The organism is Caballeronia sp. ATUFL_F1_KS39 (assembly GCF_023630985.1).
GTDB classification, from domain to species: domain Bacteria; phylum Pseudomonadota; class Gammaproteobacteria; order Burkholderiales; family Burkholderiaceae; genus Caballeronia; species Caballeronia zhejiangensis.
Map to the genome: position 1 here is coordinate 1 of NZ_JALQDZ010000111.1, position 256 is coordinate 256.

Below are 256 nucleotides of genomic sequence, written 5' to 3' on the forward strand. Positions count from 1 at the left end.
GACCAAGACGTGCCGCAATTCACCAATCTTTTCCATACCCTTCGCATAAAGTTGGGGATCAAGGATTCAGAGAAGCATTTGATACTCAAATACCGTGGCTGCCTACACAAGTACATCCAGGAAGAAATAGTATTCCTGAACATCTCCTCGCTCGGCACAACATACCGATATGCCTTCAAGGTCGAGCAGAAGTTTAAACAAAAGAAGCGAGACTTTGGATCTGTGAATCTAAAGCAAGGGAAAGGTGCCCCTAAAC

1 protein-coding gene is annotated in these 256 nt (G+C 44.9%); it reads left to right on the forward strand.

Annotation, left to right across the window (positions count from 1 at the left end; genetic code table 11):
* Window positions 1–256: hypothetical protein (locus NCR93_RS31775; protein ID WP_250532478.1), on the forward strand; the 256-nt coding region annotated here is incomplete at both ends.